The organism is Gammaproteobacteria bacterium (assembly GCA_016712635.1).
In the GTDB taxonomy this organism is placed as follows: Bacteria; Pseudomonadota; Gammaproteobacteria; order SZUA-140; family SZUA-140; genus JADJWH01.
The window spans coordinates 586384-604011 of sequence record JADJQS010000001.1 but is presented as its reverse complement, the minus strand read 5'-3'; the positions used below and the strand labels follow the sequence as shown (position 1 = coordinate 604011).

Sequence of the window (17628 nt, the reverse complement as noted above, 5' to 3'; positions counted from 1 at the left end):
CCGATCGTCCCCAACGAAAACGCCGCCCGCAGGCGGCGTTTTCATCGTGACGTCGTGCAGCGCTACTTCGCGGAGTGGCCGCTGAGCTTCACCTCGACCCGATCCTCGTCCTTCAGGTTGGCGTAATATTCGCGCAGGACCTCCAGCACCTCGGGGCGGCTGAATTCAGGCGGAACGTGGTCATTCTCCGACAACGCCTTGCGCAGCTTGGTGCCCGACAGCAGCAGGCGGTCCGCACCCTCGTGCGGGCAGGTGCGCATGGAGGCCATGCCATTGCACTTGAAGCACCAGAACGTCCAGTCGATCTTGAGCGGTTTCGTTTCCAGGGCGTCATGCGGGATCTCGTCGAAGATATGCTGCGCATCGAACGGGCCGTAGTATTCGCCCACGCCCGCGTGGTCACGGCCCACGATCAGGTGTGAGCAGCCGTAGTTCTGGCGGAACAGCGCATGCAGCAGCGCCTCGCGCGGACCCGCGTAACGCATGTCGAGCGGATAACCGGACTGCACCACCGTGTCCTTGACGAAATAATTTTCCACCAGGGCGTTGATGGCCTTGACGCGCACATCCGAGGGGATGTCGCCGGGCTTGAGCTTGCCCAGCAGCGAGTGGATCATCACGCCGTCGCAGATCTCGATGGCGATCTTGACCAGGTATTCATGCGAGCGGTGCAGCGGATTGCGGGTCTGGAACGCCACCACGGTGTTCCAGCCCTTGGCCTCGAAGAGCTTGCGCGTCTCGGCCGGGGTCATGTAGACCTCGGCGAAATCGGTCGGGAAACGGCCCTGCGACAGCACCTTGACCGGGCCGGCCAGGTTGACCTCGCCCTGTTCCATCACCATTTGTACGCCGGGGTGCGCCGCATCGGTGGTCTTGAACACCATGGCGCACTCGTGTTCCTTGTCGATGGCGTATTTCTCGGTAACCCGCATGGTCGCCATGATCTCGCCGCTCTCGCGGTCCACCAGCGCCACCTCGCCGCCGGTCTTGATGCCGTCGGCGGTGTGCTTGTCTGTAGAGAGCGTGATGGGGATGGGCCAGAACAGGCCGTTGGCCAGTTTCATGCCGTCGCACACCCCTTCCCAGTCCGCCCGGGTCATGAATCCGTCCAGCGGGGTGAAGCCGCCGATGCCCAGCATGATGAGGTCGCCGGTTTCGCGCGAGCTGGTATGGACCTTGGGCAGTGTTTCGGCGCGCTTCAGCTCAGCGGCCAGGGCCTTTCCCTCCAGCAGCAGGGTTTTTAGCGTATCGCTGCCGTGGGGTTTGACGAGATTCGACATGGTTCTGCTCCTGAAGGGTGGGGTGATCCGGTCGTGGCGGGTATTTTAACAGAATGGGCTCGCCGCGCGTCATCGATTCGCCGGTCAGGCAGGGCGCCACGGTGAAGTTTATCCGCTGTTACCCCGTCCTGCGCCGGCGTCCACCCGGTACAGCCTGCTCGTACGCATGGCCGGTTCCGGCTGCAGCGTGACATGTTCGATGCCGTAGTGTTCGTGCAGCAGGTGACGCAGGGCGGCGAGCTGGCTGTCCCACACGGTCATATCGTGGATCACGACATGCGCCGAGAGTGCCACCCGGCCGCTTGCCAGCGTCCAGATGTGCAGATCGTGTATCTCCGCCACGCCCGGCACCGCCGCCATGGCGGAACCGACCTGGCGCAGATCCAGGTACAGGGGCACGCCTTCCATGATCACATGCAAGACCTCGCGCAACAGCCGCAGGCTGGAGGCGAGGATGAGCGCGCAGATGAAGAATGAGAGCAGCGGATCGATGGCGTTCCATCCCGTGAAATAGATCACGATGCCCGAGGCCAGTGCCGCCACCGAGCCGAGCAGATCGCCCATGACATGCAGCAGCGCGGCGCGCACATTGAGTGTCTTCTCGCCGGCGTGCAGTATGCGGAACACGATCAGGTTGACCACCAGGCCCACCGCTGCGATCGCCATCACGATGACGCTGTCCACCGGCCTGGGCGCCTGCAGGCGTTCCACCGCATGCCAGGTGATGCCGATCACTACGGCCACCATGAAGAAACCATTGAACAGCGCGGCGACGGCCTCCGCCCGCACCAGCCCGTAGGAATGGCGCAGGGAAGGCGGCTGACGCGCGACCCAGGCGGCGAATGCGGCGAGGCCGAGCGCGGTCGTATCCGAAAGCATGTGGGCTGCGTCGCCGAGCAGGGCCAGCGAACCCGACAGCCAGCCGCCGACAGCTTCAGCCATCGCGAAACCCAGTGTGAGCAGAAATGCCCAGAGCAGGGAACGGTCGGCCCTGCCGTGCTGGCCCGACGCGGTCGTGTGGTGGTGATTATGGGCAGACATGGCGATGCAGTAATGGAACCATCCGGCCTGGATCTCGCTGGGCCTTACCTTAGCATGACTCCAGTGCGGCCCGTATTCCGGGACGCGGGGTATTACCGGCGGTGCATTGCGCGGGATGGCCTTTTTACATATCCTTTTAACCTTTACCCGAAGCTGCGTCATTCCGGCGCAGTGTCAGGCTCACGCGATAAGAGGGAAAAAACGCCGCCGCGGCAATCAGATCCAACCGTCAGCCGCTCCGTCATTCACGAACGCCAGCGTTCTTAATCGACAGGGGGAGTAATGGTCAGCCTGCAAATGGTACCACCGGTATTGGGTGTGTTGGGTCTGCTGGTAGCTTTCCTGTTGTACGCCGCGATCCGGCGCTATCCCGCAGGGGAGGGGCGCATCGCGGAAATCGCGCTGGCGATCCAGCAGGGCGCCATGGTGTTCCTGAAACGCGAATACAGCATCCTCGGCATCTTTGTCCTGGTCGTGGCGGTGTTGATCCTGGTGTCCCCTCTGGGCATGAACACCGCCTTCGCGTTCGTTCTGGGCGCTGTGGCATCGGCGGCGGCGGGCTACATCGGGATGTACGCCGCCACCCGCGCCAACGTGCGCACGACAATGGCAGCGCATACAGTCGGCGCGCCGACCGCCCTCACCATCGCCTTCTTCGGCGGCTCGGTGATGGGGCTCACCGTGGCCTCGATCGGTCTGATGGGGCTGGGGATCCTGTACCTTCTGTTCGGCGGCGACCCGGAGAGTTCGTTCGCCATCCACGGTTTCGGGATGGGGGCCTCGAGCGTCGCGCTCTTTTCCCGCGTCGGCGGCGGCATCTTCACCAAGAGCGCGGATGTCGGCGCGGACCTGGTCGGCAAGATTGAGGCTGGGATCCCCGAGGATGACCCGCGCAACCCGGGCGTGATCGCGGACAACGTCGGCGACAACGTGGGCGACGTCGCCGGCATGGGCTCGGACATCTTCGAGTCCTATTGCGGGGCGATGATCGCCACCATCGCGATGGCATCCACCATGTCCCTGGAGCGGCTGGTGCAACTCGGCGAACGCCAGGACCTGATGTTTCTGCCGCTCGCGCTCGCCTCGGCAGGCCTGATCTGTTCGATCATGGGGATCCTGCTGGTGCGCCAGTTCTCCGCCAGATCGCCGGAAGTGGCGCTGCGCATCGGCACGATCAGCGCCTCGATCCTGTTCATCATCGTGGCCTATTTCGTGGTGAGCGGCGTCGGGGTTGCCGCGACGGTGTGGGGCGCGGTGCTGGCGGGGTCCGTTGGCGGGATCATCATCGGTCTGGTGACGGAGTACTTCACCGGCGGCAAGCCGGTGCGCCACATCGCCAAGGCGGGCGAGACCGGACCTGCCACGGTGATGATTACCGGCCTCGCGACCGGAATGTACTCCGTGGTCGTTCCGGTGCTGACGATCTGCGCCATCATCTTCGTCTCGACCCAGCTGTGCGGCCTGTACGGCGTCGGCATCGCGGCGGTCGGGATGCTCGCCACCGTCGGCATCACCATGGCGATCGACGCCTACGGGCCGGTGGCGGACAACGCCGGTGGCATCGCCGAGATGGGCGGGCTGGGCGCCGCCACGCGCAAGATCACGGACTCGCTGGACGAGCTGGGCAATACCACTGCCGCGATCGGCAAGGGATTCGCGATCGGGGCGGCGGCGCTGGCCGCCCTCGCCATCATCACGGCCTTCGTGCAGGACGTCTCCCTTCATGTGCCCGGCTTCAACCTCGATCTGGGCGATCCCGAGGTGCTGATGGGCCTGTTCCTCGGCGGCATCTTCCCGTTCCTGGTGGCGTCGCTGACCATGACCGCGGTGGGCGACGCCGCTTTCGACATGATCAAGGAGATCCGCCGTCAGTTTCGCGAGATCCCCGGGCTGCTCGAGGGCACCGCCAAGCCGGACAATGCCCGTTGCATCGATATCGCGACCCAGGCCGCACTGAAGCGCATGGTGCTGCCCGGGGTGCTGGCCGTAGCCGCGCCGGTGGTGGTGGGCTTCGGTATCGGACCGCAGGCGCTCGGCGGCATGCTGGGCGGGGCGCTGCTGGGCGGGGTGCTGCTCGCCCTGACCATGTCGAACGCCGGCGGGGCGTGGGACAACGCCAAGAAGTACGTCGAGAAGGGCAATCTCGGCGGCAAGGGATCCGATGTGCACAAGGCCTGTGTCGTCGGCGATACGGTCGGTGATCCCTTCAAGGATACCTCCGGCCCCTCGATGAACATCCTGATCAACGTGCTCGCCATCGTCAGCCTGGTAATCGCGCCCCTGCTGCGATAGGGGCGGGACCCCGGGATTAATCGCGGTCAGGGTCGGGAAGGCGCGGTGAGCCGGCGCCTCCGCCGGGATTCCTGCCGGTCTGTCCAGCAGTTCCGGACAGGCACTATTTCACTTCGAATTCCGTCGCGAGTCTCTTCGGGACCGGGGTGTTCCTGAGCCGCACGTAATTCGGCAGCCCGTTCTTGTAGGGCGGGTAGTCCTCACCCCTGATGAGCGGCAGCAGGTAGTCGCGGCACGCCGCGGTGATGCCGAAGCCGTCCTTGGTGATGAAATTTTTCGGCATCATTTTTTCCACGTTGGCGACCTTGCTGAGCGGCGCCATGCCCACCTTCCAGCGGTAGGGCCGGTCCGACCGGCGCTCGATGGTCGGCATGACCGAGTTGTGTCCCTTGAGCGCGAACTGCACCGCGGCCTTGCCGACGGCATAGGCCTGTTCCACATCCGTCTTCGAGGCGATATGGCGCGCGGCGCGCTGCAGATAGTCGGCCACGCCCCAGTGGTATTTGAGACCGAGTCCCTGCTTGACCAGGTTGGCGATGACCGGTGCGACGCCGCCCAGCTGGGCATGACCGAAGGCGTCGCGCAGGCCCTGATCCGACAGGAACTTCCCGTCGCTGCCGCGCACGCCTTCGGAAACCACCACCGAGCAGTAGCCGTGGTCGCGCACCATGCCGTCGACCCTGGCCAGGAACCTGTCCGCGTCGAAGGGTACCTCCGGGAACAGGATGACGATCGGCAGGTCCGTGTCCGCATCGGCCGCCAGGCCGCCGGCGGCCGCGATCCATCCGGCATGGCGGCCCATGACTTCGAGCACGAAGACCTTGGTGGAGGTCTTGGCCATCGATGCGACGTCGAAGCTCGCCTCGCGCGTGGAGACGGCGACGTACTTGGCGACCGAGCCGAAGCCCGGGCAGTTGTCGGTGATCGGCAGGTCGTTGTCGACGGTCTTCGGGATGTGGATGGCCCTGATGGGATAGCCCAGGCTGGCGGATAGCTGCGAGATCTTGAGGCAGGTGTCGGCTGAGTCGCCGCCACCGTTGTAAAAGAAATAGCCGATATTGTGCGCGGTGAACACCTCGATCAGGCGCTCGTACTCGCGCCTGTTCTGATCGAGTCCCTTGATCTTGTAACGGCAGGATCCGAACGCCCCGGACGGCGTATGGCGCAACGCCGCGATGGCCCGGCTGCTTTCGCGGCTGGTGTCGATCAGATCCTCGGTCAGCGCGCCGATGATCCCGTTGCGGCCGGCGAACACCTTGCCGATCTTGTCCCGGTGATTGCGCGCGGTCTCGATCACGCCACAGGCGGAGGCATTGATGACGGCGGTGACACCGCCCGATTGCGCGTAGAAAGCATTGCTCCGAGTCATTAGGAAATCCTCCATCGCGGTGATGTTGCAGTGGGTAGCACGAGCGTTGTTACTCCTCTTAAAATACGCTTTGCACGGAAGGGAAAAAACGGTATAAGCATACGTCATGTCATGGATCTGCCTGACGGGCATTGTCATGGACGCGACCACCCCGCCCCTCGGGTTGATTAAAATGTTGAAATAATTGAAGTAATTTAAGAATACCAATAATCGGACGGGGTAAATGACATGAGAATCGTACTGCTGGGGGCGCCAGGGTCAGGTAAGGGGACGCAAGCCAAGCTGCTGACGGATCAGTACCGGGTACCGCAGATTTCGACCGGGGATCTGCTGCGCGCCGCCGTCAAGTCGGGTACGCAACTCGGTCTGCAGGCCAAGGCGGCGATGGATACCGGACGCCTGGTGTCAGACGACCTGGTGCTGGCGATGATCCGCGAACGCCTGACCCAGCCCGACGCCCGCAACGGATTCATTCTTGACGGGTTTCCCCGCAACCTTGCCCAGGCCCAGACGCTGGACGCCATGCTGGAGCGCATGGGGCAGCCGCTCGACCTCGCCCTGCTCATCGACGTCGACCTCGACATCCTGATGCAACGCATGACGGGACGGCGTACCTGCGAGTCCTGCGGCCAGACCTACAACATCTACAGTTCGCCTTCCAAGCTGGAAGACCGCTGTGACAAGTGCGGCGGCAACCTCCGCCACCGGGCGGACGACAACGAGGAGACCATCGGCAACCGCCTGCGCGTCTACGAGGCGCAGACCTCTCCTTTGATTGAATACTATCGCACGCAAGGCCGGCTCAAGGCTGTCCAGGGGGTGGGAGAGATCCCGCAGATCTTTGCCGCCATCAAGCAGGTGGTCCAGGAGGCGCAACGTGCGGCGCGGCTCGGCAAGACGTCCGCGGCTCCGGTCAGCGCAAGCGCCACCGCCGTCTCCGCCGCCGCACCATCCGATGCCAGGAAGGCCTCGAGCGCCAGACCGACGGCGAAGAAACCGGTGGTGGCCAAGAAGAAAACCGCCGTGACGACCAGTAAGGCTGCAGCGAAGAAGCCTGCCGCGAAAAAACCGGCCGCGAAGAAAAAATCTGCGCCTAAAAAGACCGCGCCGACGCGCGGAAAACCTGCGGCCAAGAGGAAAACCGCCGTCGGGAAGAAGCCGGCCGCCGGCAAAAAATCCCCGAGCAGGAAAAAGGTCCCGCCGACCCGCAAGAAGGCCGCGGCGAAGAAACCGGTGGTCACCAGGAAGAAACCCGCCGCAATGAACAAGAAGGCGGCGGCGGCGAAGAAGAAGCCCGCGCCCAAAAAGAAGAAGGGCGCGGTGAAACGGCCCGCGCGCAGGAAATAGCCGCCCGGTCTGGCGTGGCTGCACAGGCATGAACCCGTCGTCGAAGGACTTTCCGGGTCGATATCCCGGCCGCCGCCCGCGTCGTATGCGCCGCGATGCATTCAGCCGGCGCCTGATGCGCGAAACCCGGTTGAGCGCCGACGACCTCATCTATCCGGTTTTCGTGCTGGACGGCGCGCGCCGCCGCGAGGCGGTGCCTTCGATGCCGGGGGTGGAGCGTCTCAGCATCGACGAACTGCTGCGCGAGGCCGAGGCCGTCGCGAAGCTGGGCATCCCGGCGCTGGCGCTCTTTCCGGTCACCCCGCCGGAACATAAATCGCTCGACGCCCGCGAGGCCTATAACCCCGAGGGCCTGGCGCAGCGCGCCGTGCGCGCACTGAAGCAGGCGCTGCCGGAACTCGGGGTCATCACCGACGTCGCGCTCGATCCGTTTACCACTCACGGCCAGGACGGGCTGATCGACGCCGCCGGATACGTGGTGAACGATGAGACCGTCGCGGTGCTGGTGCGCCAGGCGCTGTCGCACGCCGAGGCAGGCGCCGACATCGTCGCCCCTTCCGACATGATGGACGGCCGCATAGGCGCGATCCGCCGGGCACTCGAGGTCGCCGGACACGTCAACACGCGCATCCTCGCCTATGCGGCCAAATATGCCTCGAATTTCTATGGACCCTTCCGCGATGCCGTCGGGTCGGCGGCCAATCTCGCCGGCGGGGACAAATACACCTACCAGATGGATCCGGCCAATTCCGACGAGGCCCTGTGGGAGGTGGCGCTCGACCTCGAGGAAGGCGCCGACATGATCATGATCAAGCCGGGCATGCCCTATCTCGACATCGTGCGGCGCGTCAAGGACGCGTTCGGCGCGCCCACCTTCGTCTATCAGGTGAGCGGAGAATACGCCATGCTCAAGGCGGCGGCCGAACGCGGTTGGCTCAACGAGCGCGCCGCCGTCATGGAAAGCCTGCTGGCGATGAAGCGCGCGGGTGCCGATGCAATCCTGAGCTACTACGCCAAGGCGGCGGCGGGCTGGCTGCGAACCTCATAAAGGCGGATCCAAGCCCGGTGTTGCAGATGCGCTGACGCAGGATTCCGCAGGTCGCCGGGCATATACCGACTCCAGATCGCAGCGGGCACGACCGTTTTCCTTGTATCTCTTCCGTTTCCTCATTACCCTCTTTTCATGTCATCCCTGTTCGAGTTCGACGTCCTTCCGGATCGCTATGCGGTCATGGGTAATCCGGTTGCGCACAGCCTGTCGCCTGCGATCCATGCCGAGTTCGCACGCCAGACCGGGCAGCGCATCGTTTACACGGCGATCCAGGTGGATGAGGGCGGTTTCGAGCAGGCGGCGGGAAATTTCGCCGCCGCGGGCGGCAAGGGGCTCAATGTCACCGTACCGTTCAAGCGTCTCGCCTGGGCCTGGGTGGAGCGGCGCAGTGTGCGCGCCGAACGCGCGGGCGCGGTTAATACGATTCGCTTCGGGGACGACGGTGCCTACGGGGACAATACCGACGGTATCGCGATGGTGCGCGACATCACGGTCAATCTCGGCGCGGAGATTGCCGGCCGGCGTGTGCTGATCGCGGGTGCCGGTGGCGCGGTGCGCGGGGTGATGGGGCCCGTGCTGGAGCAGGGACCGCGTGAAGTCGTGATCGCCAACCGCACCGTCGACAGCGCGCTGGAACTCGCCGGGCAGTTCGCCAGTGCGGTCTTGCCGGTGACCGGCTGCTCGTATGAGGCCTTGGCCGGGCGGGATTTCGACCTCGTCGTCAACGGCACTGCGGCGAGCCTGCACGGCGCGGAACTGCCGTTACCGCCCGCGGTCCTGGCGCCGAACTGTCTGTGCTACGACATGATGTACGCGGCGGAACCGACGCCGTTTCTGCGCTGGGCGCAGGCGCAGGGTGAGGTCCGCGCGGCGGACGGGCTCGGCATGCTGGTCGAGCAGGCGGCGGAATCCTTTTTCATATGGCGCGGCGTACGGCCGGAAACCGCAGCCGTGATCGCGATGATGCGCAAACGCCTGTCGGCCAGGCGCGGCGCCTGATCAAGAGGTGTATCGCGCCGCAAGCTCGCGCGCCAGCGTCTCGATATGCTGGCGGTTCTCGAGTTTAGCCAGCCAGGCCTTCGGCAGTGCCTCGACTCCCAGCAGCGCCCCGGCCGCTGCGCCGGCCATGGTGCCCAGCGTGTCGCGGTCGCCGCCGTTGAGCGCGGCGCACAACACGCACTCCATGAACTCGTGCGGGTGGGTCAGGAAGCAATACAGGGCAAAGGGCAACGACTCATGCGCCGCGGTCCCGCAGCCGAGGATCTCGGCGACCTGCTGGTGCGGCAGGCCGCTGTCGAGCAGTGCCGGGATGCGCTCCAGCTTGTCGCGCAGCAGCGCGCACTGCGCGCATTCAATCAGTTCTCCGGCGAGCGCCTGTGGCGCGAACGGACGCTGCGAGTTCAGCGCCAGCAGGCGGACCTGGGCCTGGGCGAGGACCGCGGCCGCGTCGATCGCGACCGCATGCGCGTGCGTCACGCGGGATGCCGCCGCCACCTTGTCGCGCAGATCCGCCGACCGGTGATGGAAAAGCGCGACCGGCGTGACGCGCATCGCGGCCCCGTTGCCGTACGTGCCGGCGCCGCCGTGCAGACGCAGCGCGGCGTCGATGTAGCCGATGCCTTCGTTTTCCACCAGCGAGAAGACGTAGCGGGTGCTCTCGCCGTAGCCGCGCCAGGGTTCCCTGTGATAATGATCGCGGAACTGGTGACCGAGTATCTGCGGCTGGATGTCGCCGTGCGCGATGAGATGTTCCGCCACGACGATGGTCATGACCGTGTCGTCGGTGTAGCGCAGCTGCGGCTCGTGATCCAGCCGGGCGAGAAGGTCATTGCGATCGGGGTGCTGGAATGCGAGCTCGCCGATCGCGTCCCCCAGTGCCGCCCCGAGCATAGCGCCGATAAATTTGGAATGGATGTCGGCCGTCATCGGGTGACGATCTCCCTGGCGCAGTGGCAGTCCTCCGGTATTAGAACCGGAATACCGCGGGCGTTCAAGTCGGCATCGACCGCGGTCGATCTTGCACTTGGCGCGGAAAGGAATCTCGCGCAGAATTCCGCTGCGGCCCGGATTGAAGCACGGGCAGGCACTGCGGCGGCGCTCGACCAACCCACGGCGAATTGAGAGATTTACATGACCGCTGTTTTTTCCGTCCTCGCGCTTGCGGCGCTGGCGTACGTTTCCTTCATGGTCTGGATATATGTGCGCCAGACCCGGCGCATGTACCGGCCGCTGCGCGAGATCCGCGCCGTTCCCGCGGAACGCGGATTCGATTATGAAGACATCGGTTTCACCGCGGAGGACGGGACGCGGCTGCACGGCTGGTACGTGCCGTGCCCCGGCGCCCGCCACGTCCTGCTGTTCCTGCACGGCAGCACGCGTAACATCTCCTGGTGCCTGGATTCGCTGGCGGTGTTCCACCGCCTGGGCTTCAGCACATTCCTGTTTGACTACCGAGGTTATGGCCGCAGCGAGGGGCGTCCCGACGAGGAAGGGATCTATCGCGACGCCGAGGCTGCATGGGATTACCTGGTGCGCGAGCGCACCGTCGAGGCCGGCCGTATCGTGGTGATGGGGCGGTCTCTGGGCGGGGCCGTGGCCTGCTGGCTCGCGGCCCGGCATCCCCCGCGCGCCCTGGTGCTCGAGTCGACCTTCCTGTCGTTTCCCGATCTCGCCGCCGGGCTGCATCCGCGCCTGCCCGCGCGGCTGCTCGCGCGTTACCGCTATCCCGTCAAGGACTATATCCGGCAGGTGCGTTGTCCGGTGCTGCTGATGCACAGCCGGGATGATGAACTGATTCCCTATCAGCACGCCTCCATGCTCTACGGGATCGCCAATGAGCCGAAGCGGCTGGTGGAAATCGCGGGGCCGCATTACGACGGATATCTCCGCAGCGGGGATCGCTACGTCGACGGGCTCGCGCGGTTCTTCAGCGAATTTCTGTGACCGCGCTCTAAAGTTTGGTTCACGCCCGCCCGAAACATGGGGTATATCCGTATCCGGGGAATCAGCTTATGGATCTCAATCCCGTCAGCGCAGCGGGTATGAACCGGCATCAATGGGGGCATGCACGCGCAGAGACGCATGCCTCACCCGTGCGCCACTCGGCTGCGCACGGCGACGAGGCCCGCTCCCGTTGTGCCCCGGACAACGCGCCGCGTTGCCGGCGCACAGAGACGGCGACGCCGGTAACGATATTCACCGAACAGGCCTACGCGGTGGATGCGAGCCGCGCGCGGAGCCTGCAGCTCGAGATCATGACTGCGGAGGGCGACCGGGTTGCGATCTCGCTGTCAGACGCCCGTGCCGTGCAGCTGGCCGCCTACCGGGCGGCGGATTCTGCGGCAACTGCGGTTTCCCTGGGGGCTTCCATTTCGGCGAGCGGGAATCTCGCCTATACCCTTGAGGGTGAGTTGAGCGCGGAGGAAACCGCCGCCATCGAAGAGCTGCTCGGTCGCGTGGACCAGCTCGCCGGGCGCTTTTTCAGCGGGGACATGGATGGACTGCTCAGCCAGGTGAGCGGATTCGGGTTCGATATTGAGGAGCTGGCGTCATTTTCACTGTCAATGGATATGACACAGACCGTCCGTGCCACCGCCGCCTACCGCTCGGTGCAGGCCATGGCGGCGAATGACGCCGGTAATGCCGATCCGTTCCCCGATCTGCCCTCCTTCATCGGCGAACTGGATGCAGCGCGCACGGCGAGTGCGGGACGCAAGGGCCTGTTCGATGAGCTGCTCAAGGCGGCCGCGGAGGTGCTGGGCGGAGATGCGGCCTCTGTTTCCACGCTGCTGGACCGCGTGCTGTCCGCGCTTGATGTGGCGCAGCCTGGCCGGGTGATCGAGGCGGACCCGGTACCGGCGGCCTGACCACCCGGAGGTTTCAGGTTCCCGCCTTGTTCAGCAGATGGCGGTCCTTGAGTTCTACATAGTGCCGCGCGGAGAATTCCAGGTACTCGAGTTCCTTTCCCGTCAGCGGGCGCGCCTGTTTCACCGGGCTTCCCAGGTAGAGATATCCGTTTTCCAATACCTTGTTCGGCGGCACCAGGCTGCCGGCGCCGATCATGACGCGGCTGCGGATGACCGCGCCGTCGAGGACGGTGGATCCCATGCCAACCAGCACCAGGTCCTCCACCGTGCAGGCGTGCAGTATGACGCCGTGGCCGACGGTTACATCGTCGCCGATGACGAGCGCATGGCCGCCAGGGTTGAAGCGGTTGTCCTGCGTGACGTGCAGGACGGATCCGTCCTGGATGTTGGTGCGTGCCCCGATGCGGATAGAGTGCACGTCGCCGCGTGCCACCGCCATTGGCCACAGCGAGGCGTCGTCGCCGAGGACGACGTCGCCGAGCGCGAGCGCCGTCGCGTCGACATACGCGCGCGCGCCCAGGAGCGGTGTCTTCCCCCCAAACGTCCGTATTGTCATGTCGCCACCTGGGTAAGCTGAAATTTCTGCTGGTCTAGCCCAGCAGGACGAATTCCTCGGCTGCGGTGGGGTGGATTGCGACGGTGCGGTCGAAATCCCGCTTGGTCGCACCCAGCCTGATGGCCACCGCGAAGCCCTGCAGCATCTCATCGGCGCCGAGGCCGACGATATGGCAGCCGACGACGCGCTCCTCCTCCCCGACAGTGACCAGTTTCACCGCGGTTTGCGCATTGCGCCCGGTGATCCCATGATAGAGCGGAGTGAAGCGGGTATGGTAGCACTTCACCCCGCTTCCATGGCGCACATGCGCCTCCTCCTCGCTCAATCCCACGGATCCGACCGGCGGATGGCCGAAGATCACGGTGGGGATGTTGTCATAATCCAGCCGGCTTTCCGGCTGGCCGCCGAACAGGCGGTCTGCCAGATGCCGGCCGGCGGCGATCGCGACCGGGGTGAGCGCGGCACGCCCGGTGACGTCGCCTACGGCATAGATGCCGGGAATATTCGTATTCTGGTAATCGTCGACGGGCAGCGCCCCGTCGGCGCCGACGCGTACGCCCGCCGCGGGCAGATTGAGCCGCCCGGTGTTCGCCCGCCGGCCGATCGCCCAGATCAGGGCGTCAAAACCGGTGAGGCTCTGACGTCCGCTGCAGCTCAGGGTCAGGGCGCCGCCGGCGTCGTGCGAAACCCCTATGATTTCCGTCCCGGGAACGATGTGCACGCCGGCACCCCGCATCTCTTCCGCCAGTGTCTCGCGGATCATCGCGTCGAAGCGCCCGAGCAGCTCCCGGTGGCGCAGCAGCAGGGTGACGCGGCTGCCGAGCGCGTTCAGCAGGCCGGCGAGTTCCACCGCGATGTAACCCGCGCCGGCGATCGCTACAGTGCGCGGCTGGCGCGGCAGGCTGAAGAACCCGTCCGATGTGATGCCCAGCCCGGCCTGCTCGACGTCCGGTGTCCGCGGCCGGCTGCCGGTCGCAATCACGATGTGCCCGGCGCGGCAGCGCCGGTCGCCGACCGCGAGGGTATGCGGGTCGACGAACGCGGCGGCGCCCTCGATCAGGACGACGCCGGCCTGTGCGAGATTGCGGCGGTAGACCTGGTTGAGCCGGGCGAGATAGGCGTCGCGCGCAAACCTGAGTCGCGCCCAGTCGAAGCCATCCGCCGCGAGATCGAAGCCGTAGGCGCGTGCATCGTGCAGGCTGCCGGCGATGGCGGCGGCGTACCACATGATCTTCTTCGGCACGCAGCCGCGGTTGACGCAGGTGCCCCCCAACCGGTCCGATTCGATCACCGCACAGCGCGCCCCAAGGCGCGCGGCGCGGCTGGCGACCGCGATCCCGCCGCTGCCGCCGCCGATGGCGATCAGGTCGAAGTGATCGGTCACGTGCACTGCCTTGCTGGGGGTTGGTGTGCCCATGGTACATTACGCGAATCAGCCGGTGAACATTAACAGCGGGAGGCGCAGTACATTGAGCGCACAGGCATTGAACGACAACCCGCTGCTGGCCATCGACGCCCTGCCGCGTTTTGGTGCGATCCGCGCCGGGCACGTGCTTCCCGCCATCGAGGCGGTGCTCACGGACAACCGCGTACATATCGCGGAACTGCTGCGGGGAGACGACGACTACACCTGGGACAATCTCGTCCAGCCGCTGGAAGACCTTGCCTATAGGCTGAACCGGGTGTGGTCGCCCGTCGGCCACCTGAACGCGGTGGCCAATACGCCCGAGCTGCGCGAGGCGTACAACGCCTGCCTTCCGCTGCTGAGCGCCTATGCGAGCGAGCTCGGCCAGAACGAGGGACTCCATCAGGCCTATCAGGTCGTCGAGCGGCGCGCGGACTTCAGCCGCCTCCAGCCCGCGCAGAAGAAAATCGTCGAGAACGCCTTGCGCGATTTCCGTCTCTCCGGCGTCGCCCTCGACGAAGGGCGCAAGGCGCGTTACCGCGAGCTGATGCAGGAACTTTCACTGCTGACCGCCCGCTTCGAGCAGAACCTGCTCGATGCCACCCAGGCGTGGAGCCGCCATGTCGAGGATGCGGACCTGCTCGCCGGTCTGCCGGACTCGGCACGGGCCATGACGCATCAGGCGGCGCAGCAGCGCGGGCTGGAAGGCTGGTTGTTTACCCTCGAATATCCGTCCTACCTCGCGGTGATGACCTATGCCGACGAGCGCGCCCTGCGGCGCGAGATGTACGAGGCCTTCGTCACGCGCGCCTCCGACGAAGGTCCGCACGCCGGGCGCTGGGATAACGGTCCCGTGATGGAGCGGATCCTGGCGCTGCGCCACGAGGAGGCTCGCCTGCTCGGTTTCGCCAACTTCGCCGAGCGTTCGCTGGCGACCAAAATGGCGCGCGATACGAATCAGGTGGTTGAATTCCTCGGCGGCCTCGCCCGGCGTTCTCTGCCGGGCGCGCGCCGCGAGCTGGCGGAGCTGCGCAGCTTCGCCCGCGATCATCTCGGGCTGGATGTGCTCGAGGCGTGGGACGTGATGTATTGCGCGGAGCGCCTGCGCCAGCATACATACGCGGTCTCGCAGGAGGAGTTACGGGCGTATTTCCCTGCGCCGCACGCGCTCGCCGGTCTGTTCGAGATCGCGCGCCGGCTCTACGGGCTATCCATCACCGAGTGTCCCGGCGTCGAGACCTGGCATCCCGACGTGAATTTTTACGATATCCGCGACGCGCGCGGCGAGCTGCGCGGGCAGTTTTACCTCGACCTCTATGCCCGCGCGCACAAGCGCGGCGGCGCCTGGATGGACGAGTGCGTCGCGCGCAGACGCCAGGACGCGGGTATTCAGATCCCCGTTGCCCATCTGGTCTGCAATTTCGCCCCGCCGGTCGGCACCGGGCCGGCCTGCTTCACCCACGACGAGGTGCTGACCCTGTTCCACGAGTTCGGGCATGGCCTGCACCATATGCTGACACAGGTGGATTATCCCAGCGTGGCCGGGATCCAGGGCGTGGCCTGGGACGCGGTGGAGCTGCCGAGCCAGTTCATGGAGAACTGGTGCTGGCAGCGCGAGGCCCTGGTCCTGATGTCGGGCCATTTCCGCACGGGAGAACCGCTCCCGGAGGAACTGTTCACGCGGCTGCTGGCGGCGCGCAACTTCCAGTCGGGGATCAAGATGCTGCGTCAGCTCGAGTTCGCGCTGTTCGATTTCCGCCTCCATCTCGACTACGATCCCGCGCGCGGCGGCCGCGTGTACGAGGTCCTGCAGCAGGTGCGCGACGAGGTGGCGGTGATCAAGCCGCCCTCGTTCAACCGTTTCCCGCACAGCTTTTCCCATATCTTCGCCGGCGGTTACGCGGCGGGCTATTACAGCTACAAGTGGGCCGAGGTGCTGTCCAGCGATGCCTTCTCGCTGTTCGAGGAGCGGGGGGTGTTCGACATGGAGACGGGGATCCGTTTTCTCTCCACCGTGCTGGAGCAGGGCGGGTCGCGCGACCCGCTGGAGCTGTTCGTGGAGTTCCGCGGCCGCGAGCCGCAGATCGACGCCCTGCTGCGCCATCACGGCCTCGTGGCCTGATGGCCGGCCTCGCGGCCGCGATGTGTCAGGCGGCGGAGGCCGGGCGCGCGGCGGGCGCCGCAGGCGGGACGGTCCTGCGCCAGGCGGTGGTGCGGTTGCGGCCGCTGTTCTTGCTCTGGTATAGCGCCGCGTCGGCCTTGTCGATCAGTTCCTGGGTATTGATGGCATCGTCCGGGCAGCAGGCGATGCCGATGCTGACGGTGGTCGATACGCGCGCGCCCTGTTCGTCGAACGAGCAATGCTCCACCGCGGTGCGGATGCGTTCCGCGACCTCCAGGACCTGGCCGGAGGAGGTCTCCGGCAGCAGCAGGATGAATTCGTCACCGCCGTAGCGTGCGAGTATGTCCGCGTTGCGCATGCGTTCGCGGATGGTATTCGCCACCATGATGATCAGGCGGTTGCCGGCCTCATGGCCGTAGCGGTCGTTGACTTCCTTCAGCCCGTCGGTGTCGATCATCATCAGCGCGAAGGCGTGGCCGTAGCGCCCGTAGCGCTGCATCTCCCGCTCGTGCAGCGACCTGAACGCGCGCATATTGGGCAGTCCGGTCAGTTCGTCGGTTTCGGAGATGGAGACGATGCGGCGCTTCGCGTGGTGGATGTCCGCCGACAGCATGGTGGTCAGGTAGGCGACGAGCAGGAAGGGACCGAAGGTCGACATCAGCTCGCTGAAGGTCTGCAGCGAGAACACCCCGGTGCCATGGACCGCATACCCCATGAAGAGATACCAGCAGGAAATCAGCGCGACCTCCATCAGGGTGGCCAGCTTGCCCAGCGTGAGCGCGCTGGCGATGATGACGAGCAGATAGAGATTGAACAGCGGGCTGTCGATCTTGCCGGTATGCCACAGCAGCATGCTGATGAGCGCGATCATGGCCCAGGTCTCGAGCGCCAGCTTCCAGCGCGTCTCGGAGCGGTAGAAATTGAAGTAGCGGAAGGAGACGACGAAGGCGGCGAAGCCGACCATGGCGCCAATGACGTAGCCGCGGTCCGTGATGACCGCGGACGGCACGAAGAGATACAGCAGTCCGAGGATCAGCAGCAGCCATTCGATCTCGGCGATGCTGCGCGAGAATCCGCGCAGCTCTTCCTGTTCGACGTCAGGCTGGCAGGCGGCCGTTTTCGTTTTCTTCATGTTGCGTCGATCCGTCTTCCCGGTCCGTCTGGCGCCGGATCGGCCGCAATCCCGGAGGCTTCCGTGATCCCGGCTCGTCCAGGGCCGGGCCGACGACGGGCGTGAGATTCCACGCCGCAGCCGACTTGCGAAGCATAACGGCGCGCGGCGGGATATCTTGAATGTAG

At 65.5% G+C, this 17628-nt stretch carries 14 protein-coding genes; 7 read left to right on the top strand and 7 right to left on the bottom strand.

Annotation, left to right across the window (positions count from 1 at the left end):
* Nucleotides 1–62: 62 nt before the first annotated feature.
* Both sat and IPK65_02725 read right to left on the bottom strand, forming a co-directional pair.
* Nucleotides 63–1280 carry a sulfate adenylyltransferase gene (sat, locus tag IPK65_02730; protein ID MBK8162091.1) on the bottom strand — a complete coding sequence of 406 codons (1218 nt, stop codon included), beginning with the start codon at nt 1278–1280 and terminating at the stop codon, nt 63–65.
* Nucleotides 1281–1388: 108 nt separating this feature from the next.
* Nucleotides 1389–2321, bottom strand: coding sequence for a cation transporter (locus IPK65_02725; GenBank protein ID MBK8162090.1), 933 nt, complete (start codon nt 2319–2321; stop codon nt 1389–1391).
* Between the two features lie 282 nt (nt 2322–2603).
* On the opposite strand from IPK65_02725, the gene IPK65_02720 reads away from it, so the two are divergent.
* Entirely contained in the window at nt 2604–4613 is a 2010-nt protein-coding gene (locus IPK65_02720; protein ID MBK8162089.1) for a sodium-translocating pyrophosphatase, read from the top strand.
* A gap of 103 nt (nt 4614–4716) precedes the next feature.
* Here IPK65_02720 and IPK65_02715 read toward each other — a convergent pair whose 3' ends face one another.
* Nucleotides 4717–5982, bottom strand: a complete 1266-nt coding sequence (locus IPK65_02715) for a 6-phosphofructokinase (GenBank protein MBK8162088.1) — start codon at nt 5980–5982, stop codon at nt 4717–4719.
* A gap of 228 nt (nt 5983–6210) precedes the next feature.
* On the opposite strand from IPK65_02715, the gene IPK65_02710 reads away from it, so the two are divergent.
* From IPK65_02710 to aroE, 3 genes are all read left to right on the top strand, one after another.
* The gene (locus IPK65_02710) at nt 6211–7329 is read left to right on the top strand and encodes an adenylate kinase (GenBank protein MBK8162087.1); all 1119 of its coding nucleotides are present in this window, start codon (nt 6211–6213) and stop codon (nt 7327–7329) included.
* Between the two features lie 28 nt (nt 7330–7357).
* Nucleotides 7358–8377 carry a porphobilinogen synthase gene (gene hemB, locus IPK65_02705; GenBank protein MBK8162086.1) on the top strand — a complete coding sequence of 340 codons (1020 nt, stop codon included), beginning with the start codon at nt 7358–7360 and terminating at the stop codon, nt 8375–8377.
* 135 nt (nt 8378–8512) lie between these two features.
* Nucleotides 8513–9379 carry a shikimate dehydrogenase gene (gene aroE / locus IPK65_02700; protein MBK8162085.1) on the top strand — a complete coding sequence of 289 codons (867 nt, stop codon included), beginning with the start codon at nt 8513–8515 and terminating at the stop codon, nt 9377–9379.
* Here aroE and IPK65_02695 read toward each other — a convergent pair whose 3' ends face one another.
* Complete coding sequence (locus IPK65_02695; protein ID MBK8162084.1) at nt 9380–10306, bottom strand: ADP-ribosylglycohydrolase family protein; 927 nt, start codon at nt 10304–10306, stop codon at nt 9380–9382. It lies immediately after the preceding gene.
* Between the two features lie 204 nt (nt 10307–10510).
* On the opposite strand from IPK65_02695, the gene IPK65_02690 reads away from it, so the two are divergent.
* Together IPK65_02690 and IPK65_02685 are read left to right on the top strand one after the other, a co-directional pair.
* The gene (locus IPK65_02690) at nt 10511–11323 is read left to right on the top strand and encodes an alpha/beta fold hydrolase (GenBank protein MBK8162083.1); all 813 of its coding nucleotides are present in this window, start codon (nt 10511–10513) and stop codon (nt 11321–11323) included.
* Nucleotides 11324–11391: 68 nt separating this feature from the next.
* Nucleotides 11392–12246, top strand: a complete 855-nt coding sequence (locus IPK65_02685) for a hypothetical protein (GenBank protein MBK8162082.1) — start codon at nt 11392–11394, stop codon at nt 12244–12246.
* A 13-nt stretch (nt 12247–12259) separates the two neighbouring features.
* On the opposite strand, the gene IPK65_02680 is transcribed toward IPK65_02685, so the two are convergent.
* Together IPK65_02680 and gorA are read right to left on the bottom strand one after the other, a co-directional pair.
* Nucleotides 12260–12802 carry a gamma carbonic anhydrase family protein gene (locus tag IPK65_02680; GenBank protein MBK8162081.1) on the bottom strand — a complete coding sequence of 181 codons (543 nt, stop codon included), beginning with the start codon at nt 12800–12802 and terminating at the stop codon, nt 12260–12262.
* Between the two features lie 34 nt (nt 12803–12836).
* Nucleotides 12837–14219 carry a glutathione-disulfide reductase gene (gorA, locus tag IPK65_02675; GenBank protein ID MBK8162080.1) on the bottom strand — a complete coding sequence of 461 codons (1383 nt, stop codon included), beginning with the start codon at nt 14217–14219 and terminating at the stop codon, nt 12837–12839.
* Here gorA and prlC point away from each other — a divergent pair.
* Nucleotides 14218–16329, top strand: a complete 2112-nt coding sequence (prlC, locus tag IPK65_02670; GenBank protein ID MBK8162079.1) for an oligopeptidase A — start codon at nt 14218–14220, stop codon at nt 16327–16329. The two genes, gorA and prlC, sit on opposite strands and share 2 nt — an antisense overlap.
* Before the next feature lie 25 nt (nt 16330–16354).
* On the opposite strand, the gene IPK65_02665 is transcribed toward prlC, so the two are convergent.
* Nucleotides 16355–17461 carry a GGDEF domain-containing protein gene (locus IPK65_02665; protein MBK8162078.1) on the bottom strand — a complete coding sequence of 369 codons (1107 nt, stop codon included), beginning with the start codon at nt 17459–17461 and terminating at the stop codon, nt 16355–16357.
* Between the last annotated feature and the right edge of the window lie 167 nt (nt 17462–17628).